Here is a 7,150-nt window from a genome sequence, read left to right on the forward strand (position 1 = left end):
GAATGGTCATCCGGCACTCGCCGGCGGCAGATCAGAAACTTCGCCGGTGGTTTCCACCGTGCAGTTGGGAAGGGCTTCCTTAAGGGATTTGATTGCCTTATCGCTCAGGTTGGCGCAGGCGGTAATGTCGATCTTCTTAAGACGCTTCAACTCTTTGAGGGATTCAAGGGACTTGTCCGTAATACGTGTCTTGGCGAGGCCGATAGCGGTGATTTGTGGCATGCCGTAAAAGCCCTGTATGCTCGCGTCGCTTACGGCCGTGCCCTCCATCCACAAACGTTTGAGCGTGGGAATTGTCTGCAGTTCCGCCAAGCCCTCATCAGTCAAAACGGTGTAACTCACGAACAGGTCTACAAGGGATTTCAGCTTGCCGATATGCTTGAGTCCAGCGTCCGTAAGCGCGGTATTGTAGTCGAGCGTAAGATATCTTATGTCTGCGTGCTCGCACAGAGCCGCCAGCCATGCGTCTGTCGCGCCGATGCCGTCGGCTTGGAGATCCCGCAACAACGGACGGCTCACGATGAAGTCCCTCCCCATGTCGTCCAGAGCCAAGCCGTTGACGTTCAGATCCTCCAGGCTCGTTAGCCGGGCAAGCGCCGCGAGCCCCGCCCCGGTTACATTCGTTTCGGCAACATTGAGGTGACGAAGCCCGGTCAGACGCTTCAAATGCACCAAGTCGGCATCCCCAGCCGCCGTATTCCCCAGGTAGATCGCCTGCAAATCGTGAGCGCCCAATCGCGCAAGGGGAGACAGATCGAGCACGTCGTCCGGCATTACTTGGAGACGTAGTTCCTTGCCCGGCGGCACCGTGACCTCGCCCTTGGCCTGCCCCAGGCCCACCCAAGGGTTTTCCTCACTCACCCGAAAAGACGGGTCGTGAGTCCAATCGCGAACAGTCAGCTCACCGACGGACCGGTCCGCCGGAAACTGAACCACGCGTTCGGCCGGTCTCTCCATATACGGCACCGGTTCGGGAATAGACGCGCTCATACGGGAGACAATGCTCGGCACGACGACAAGTGCGCCCCCCACGACGGCGACACCTACGACGGTTGGGATCACGAAGCGGGGCAACCGAAACGGCTCCTTCACCGCCTCAACCACTTTCCCCTCACGTTTAGCGTGAGGGAGCTCTGCCTTTAGCCTCGCCCCCCGAGGATCATTGTGCATGATGCTCAACTGGTCACAGAGAAGCTCGGCCTCCTCTCTATTCCCCAGACGCGCCAAACATGCCGCTTGCAAGTACATCACGTCCTTATGACTCTTAAGGGTGACCGAAAGCTCGTCGGCCAGACGCAAGGCATCCTTCCATTGTTCCTGCTCGTAGAAGTGACGCGCCTGCTGGAATTTAACGCTTGCCTCGTGATCACTCATCGTCGACCAAGCTCCCGGTTTCCGCGAAACCGACATTTCCCAAAGGGACATGCTTGCGACCATCAAGTGCAGCTCTGCTACATTGTGAAGGCACACTCCGAGACTGTCAAGACACTACCTTCCTGAAATAGTGGAGCAAGTACAAGAGGCGATTTGATTCACCCGAAGGCATGACAACCCGTCCCACTGAGGTCCCTACTGCCCCGCCTCTTAATGTGTGGCAGGCATCTTGCCTGCCTCTTGACCAGAACGAGGATACTCATCTAGTCCATTTGGCCACATACAATAGAAAACGCGGCCGTCGGCTGGATTCACAAGAAAGAGCCATGTGAAACCTCCGTCGCTCCATGAGTAGCTGCGGAAGTCTTCACTCTCGTGCCGCTTCAACTCATTCCGAAGAGAATCAAAAGTCCGGCGGTGTGGAATTTCGCCACCGGGCGTTAAGCGTACGACAAAGGCAGCCAGTTCAGTTGGTTCACATTGGAATTCGCCCCAAGAGGTGGTACTGTCGAGGTTGTTGTGCGTCACAATGTCTCTGCTCGATGCAGGGAGAAAATCCGGCAACCACCCTCGCGCAAAAGGACTATCGGCTACAGCATCCGCCCGCGTCGGGTATTTGCTCGTGACTACATCGCAATCGCATCCCCCCACCAGAAGCAGTGCAAGGCAGACCGCGCGCAGGGTAATCGCGCCTCGTGCACGACGACCGGAAATACCCGGAAGAAGCGGCGAGATTGTGGGACTGCCGCCTATCACTTTCCCCTCCTGCGTTGCTGGGTTTCGACCTTCAGTCCCATGTGCCCGGATCCAGGCTGCGACCAAGCGGTGACTCCAGGCGCTCGCGAAATACTGGCATCCCTGCGGAACACATTAAAGAGACTTCAGCACGGAGCCGCAACGAACTCGGCGAACAATCCGAACTCGAGCATGCCTCTGTTCTACCACAGCCTCGGCTAAAATAGAAGCTGAATTAAACTCGACTTGCGGGGTGATCGCCAAGCGCCTCAGTGTTTTGGCGGTAAGGCTCCGGAAGTCTTCACCATTGTTGTGGCAGGGTCTCCTGATCCGCCGCGGCGGACCACTTTCTGCAACCGGCAGGTCTCAACTCTTCTCCCCGTTCGGCGAAAGCTTGAGGACTTTCTGTGATTCCACTTGGTGGGGTGCACCCCTTGTTCGGATTTGACGTTTCAAGGGGGCGTCCCGAAAAAAGAGGATGTCTCCCGCAGAGCCGCCAAGGCGCAGGGAGCGGGGTGTTGCCCGAGCCTCTCAGCACAGCGTCGAGTGCCCGTTGTGCTTGTCGGAGAAGAAACATGGCAAGAAATGAACCGTGTTTCTTTGGATTGGAATATGTCTTTCTTCGGATGTTGTCTCCCATCTATATGCGCAAGTTCATTGCACTCGGTTAGGGCAGCGATGAAGGGATGAAAGGTTGAAGTACGTGGCGAACAGGCAGTGGGGAATGGGAGACCATTCAGTCGTTAGCCGACAGGTATGTCGGCGGAGTGGTCCGCCGTGGCGGATCAGGAGACCCCGCCACAGCAAGTAGGGGTACAGTCATTCTGACCAGACTTGGAGATCGGACCACCGAAGATTCTGCAGGAACCATGCAGCATTCAGAAATGTCTCAACTTCCTCGTACGGAACAAAGACTGAAGGAGCCCCATACCCGGTGCAACCCAGTTGCCCTTGACTGAAGTCAATAGAAAAGCCATGTCGGTGCAAGTTAAAGTTTGTGAAGCATTCGGGATCTGGAGTAATCCCTTCAAGCATGCTCGTACTGGGCTCAGAGAAGCCAAAACACCTTGTCAAATTCTCAAGACAGTAGGTGGAAGTCTTCCTTAACCCTTCAGTTGGATCCGAAAATATGTCACAAATTCCAATAGGAGATGGAGATGCTGCAAGTCGGTAGTTGAAACTGTGAAATGAGATATGGGAATAGGCCGAGCCAGGGTATGCGCGAAAGACAAGCCGACCACTTAGTACTTTTCTCGTCAATTGAGCAATATCGTATCGCCCGATTAAGAAGCATTCAGGTCCCGAAAAAGCTTCACCATCCTCATCAAAACAACCGTCATCCCAAACAGATTTTACTGTATCGAGAAACCAAGCAATTTCGCGCTTGATTACAGCGTCGAGAGGAGCATTCACCAAAGCACTTGATCCTATGCCAGGCAAATCGAAAATTGGATACTCGATGTCTATGTCGCTCTTGACGGAGCTTCGGAATTCTTCCCTAACATAGGCCGCTTTCCAGCGACCAATTATCTCCGATTCCGGTTCGAGATTTGATTCAAGCGTTGTCAATCTATCCGGCTGAGAAGGCCAGTATGCCGAAAGCTTAACCTTGTATTGATAGAGAGATCTTTTGTCTATTTTGCCCTTTTCTGCAAGACGGTGACAGTTGGGACACAAAGCGATCAGGTTGTCGAATTCATGGGCCTGGCATTGTGCGTAAGGAATGATATGATGCACGTCGACATCGGTGTGCTTACATGTATGTACAGCACACCGATGTCCCGCCTCAAACAAAACGCGTCTCCGCAAATCCTCTGGCATCGCTAATCTCTCACTCAAGAGTAGGGGTGTCCTCGTTGTTCGCTATGTCTAGCCACGTTGTCTCATCGCACATCACATTCTTTGCTGGAAGCCTGATTGATCGTAGCGCATAGTTGCCTAATCCTCAATTCCCCTCTCGACTAGCTCTTTGCCACCGTGAGTCCCTGAAGAAGGAACTCTCCCGCAGAGGCGCGGCGGCGCAGGGAGCGGGGTGTTGCCCGAGCCTCTCAGCACAGCGTCGAGTGCCCATTGTGCTTGTCGGAGAAGAAACATGGCAAGAAATGAACCGTGTTTCTTTGGATTGGAATATGTCTTTCTTCGGATGTTGTCTCCCATCTATATGCGCAAGTTCATTGCACTCGGTTAGGGCAGCGATGAAGGGATGAAAGGTTGAAGTACGTGGCGAACAGGCCGTGGGGAATGGGAGACCATTCGGTCGTCCGGAGGCATCGACTGACCGTAATCGAAGTTCTGCCAGCCGACAGTTGTTATTGTAAGCCAGATTCTTCGCTACGCTCAGAATGACATGTCCAGAGACATTGAATGGCTGTCATTCTGAACGGGAGACCGTGCGAGCGCGGGTTTCAGTGGTAGAAATAGATGCAAAGCGGACGGCCTTTTCTCTTGAGTGCCGCAGGCACGGCAGACTCCAGCCCACTCCCAACGTGAGCCCTGTAAGGGCGAAAGCAACTTGCAGGGTCCGTTTCTTAGGAGTCGTTGCACTGCAATGACTAGAATATCGGCAGCTAAGGAGTCATGCCGCCGCGAAACGAGGGACTTGCGGAGCGACGAATTCGCTTCTTACAGGAAAGTGACGAATAAGTGGCAGACGGTAGACAACCGTTAAACCCTTGCGGCTTTACGCCTTCGCGTCTTTGCGTTGAGTTCCGGAAACGCAATGGCGCGAAGCTGCGCATAGGCCAGCAATTTCCCGAGTGCAACGAACTCGCCCTTATATGTAGGTGGAAACATACGAGGGTCGAACCATGTCCACTGGCGAATACACCGGTTGCGTCGCTCGGACGGCTTGCGCGATAGCGCAAACGTCCGGAAAGAGATGTTCACCCCTTGAATCGTCAAACTCCAAAGGGGGGTGCACCCAGCACGGGAGGTCGCAGCACGGGACTCAGGCAGGATGCCTGCGACACATTTTTCCAACACTCGCAGAGACCGAGAGCAGGACAAAGATGGGTTACCGCTTTCGCGAGAACAACGGAAACTGCATTTGCCCTCGCGCGAACCGCCCGATCCTCTGTGCCCTCTGTGCCTCTGTGGTGAATCATTCCGGACACGGATTCGGCACAGCCGAGGGCATCCCTCGAATCGTCAGATTGCAGAGGGTGCACCCCGAGACCCGGACAGATCGAGCGCTCCCTGCGCCTTGGCGGCTCTGCGGGAGACATCCTCTTCTTTCCGGGACACCCCCTTGCCCCGTCAAAATGTTCAGGGGCACCCTGTCCCCTATCCTGCTGTAAGTCGTTTAATCATAACGGCGGGAGGTTTCGGAGCCACGGGACACCCCCTATCTGTCCCGTCGCCAAGGTTGGCGTCTTCCGCAGAATAAGCGCCGCACCGGGTGCTCATGGAACCGGACTGGGGGCCACCGAGAACCGTATCCCCCCGATTTTTCCTCAAGTCAGACCAGAAAATGCCGATATAGGGTGTAGGGATGCGGAATCGCCGGTTGCGGGCGACCAATCACGAGGGTAAAGACTATGGTAGCTTCAGTTTCCTCCGTTCAGTCCAGCTACAACATCTTCTATCAATCCACCAAGACGTCTTCCACTTCGAGTTACGTGCAGGACAACACCGGAGCGGCGGACAAGCTGGACCTGGGTCAAAGCGGCCCGTTGACGACGGAGCAGGCCATCTCGATTGTCACCGAACGGTCCATCAGCAAGCTGCAGGCCGTGGTGAGCGACGCGCGCGCATCGCTCGGGTTGTCGGAAGACAGCCCCCTCGACGTATCCCCCGAAGCGACGGCAAACCGGATCGCCGATTTCGCCTTGAATTTCTTCGACAAGTACCTTGAGAAACACCCGGAAGTCTCCGGCGACGATGCGAAGAAGCAATTCGCGGAATTCATCGGCGGGGCTATAGGTCAGGGAATTGAAGAGGCCCGCGGAATCCTGGGCGCCCTGTCCGCCTTGAACCCGGATGTCGACAATCACATCAACTCCATCGCCGACCTGATCCAGAAGCGTCTCGACGACTTCGTATCCGGCACGAGTCAGGCATAAGGCGAGAAGCGGGGACAGACCCGTCTCCGCTCACTACGTTCGCTTCGCTTGCGTCAGTCCCCGTGTCAACGGTTGGTGCGGAAAACAGGGACAGACCCGTCTCCGCTCACTACGTTCGCTTCGCTTGCGTCAGTCCCCGTGTCAACGGTTGGTGGGGCGCACGCCGGAAAACAGGGACAGACCCGTCTCCGCTCACTACGTTCGCTTCGCTTGCGTCAGTCCCCGTTTTCCTTAGTTGGGTTCGACTCGTTCGCCCGTAACGCGCACTCGTTGCGCCAGCAGCGGTTGCGCGCGCTCGGCGTTCATGTAGGTGCAAAGTAGAACCTCCGGTTCCACTTCCACGATGCACCCCATCCCCCACACGGGATAGTCAATGACTGTTCCTGCATCCCAATTCAGACCGCCGTCGCGGCTGACGTTCAAAGAGTATTGCGGGTATCGGTGCGCGCAGACGATCGCACCCGATTGCGTGCGGGCAATGGACTGAGCATAGCCGGGGAAGGTGACGCGGGCTGCTGCATCCCATGTCGCGCCCGCATCCTGCGACCAGCATTGCCACATGGTTTCGCTGTAGACGGGGCGTACAAGGACCATCACGGTGTTACCCATCACTACGGCGGAAGACTCGGTCAGGTCGAGAGAACCGGGAATGGCGCCTCGCTGCGCGTCTGTCCATTTTGGCCAGTCGATATCGATGGGAGCGGACCACGAAGCGCCGTGGTCTTCGCTGCGTATCACGTATGCTTTACAGTGGGTGGCGCTCCACGAGCGCACGTCGGTGAAAATAGTGCCGTCTTCTTTCGCGCTTCCGAGCAGGAAGCGCAGCCAGGCGCCGTTTTGCGAAATGAGCACCGGACCGTAGGGAACGAGGCTCTTGGGCACGGCCGGCCATGCCGGGGCGACCTGAGACTCGACCGGTTCCGACCACGAGACGCCGTTGTCCGTGGACGTAGCAACGGCAATTTCGGGAACGGGTTTCT

Annotated in this window: 4 protein-coding genes; 1 reads left to right on the plus strand and 3 read right to left on the minus strand. The window is 56.1% G+C overall.

What is annotated here, in order from left to right:
• Positions 1-6: 6 nt before the first annotated feature.
• A complete protein-coding gene (locus K1Y02_23955; GenBank protein MBX7259435.1) occupies positions 7-1,374 on the minus strand; it encodes a hypothetical protein in 1,368 nt (455 codons plus the stop codon).
• 1,554 nt (positions 1,375-2,928) lie between these two features.
• Positions 2,929-3,930 carry an HNH endonuclease gene (locus K1Y02_23960; protein ID MBX7259436.1) on the minus strand — a complete coding sequence of 334 codons (1,002 nt, stop codon included), beginning with the start codon at positions 3,928-3,930 and terminating at the stop codon, positions 2,929-2,931.
• 1,715 nt (positions 3,931-5,645) lie between these two features.
• Here K1Y02_23960 and K1Y02_23965 point away from each other — a divergent pair.
• A complete protein-coding gene (locus K1Y02_23965; GenBank protein MBX7259437.1) occupies positions 5,646-6,170 on the plus strand; it encodes a DUF5610 domain-containing protein in 525 nt (174 codons plus the stop codon).
• A 231-nt stretch (positions 6,171-6,401) separates the two neighbouring features.
• Here the strand turns inward: K1Y02_23965 and K1Y02_23970 are convergent.
• On the minus strand, positions 6,402-7,150 hold a 749-nt coding region (locus K1Y02_23970), incomplete at its 5' end, for a glycoside hydrolase (protein MBX7259438.1).

It is taken from the genome of Candidatus Hydrogenedentota bacterium, from assembly GCA_019695095.1.
Lineage (GTDB): Bacteria > Hydrogenedentota > Hydrogenedentia > Hydrogenedentales > SLHB01 > JAIBAQ01.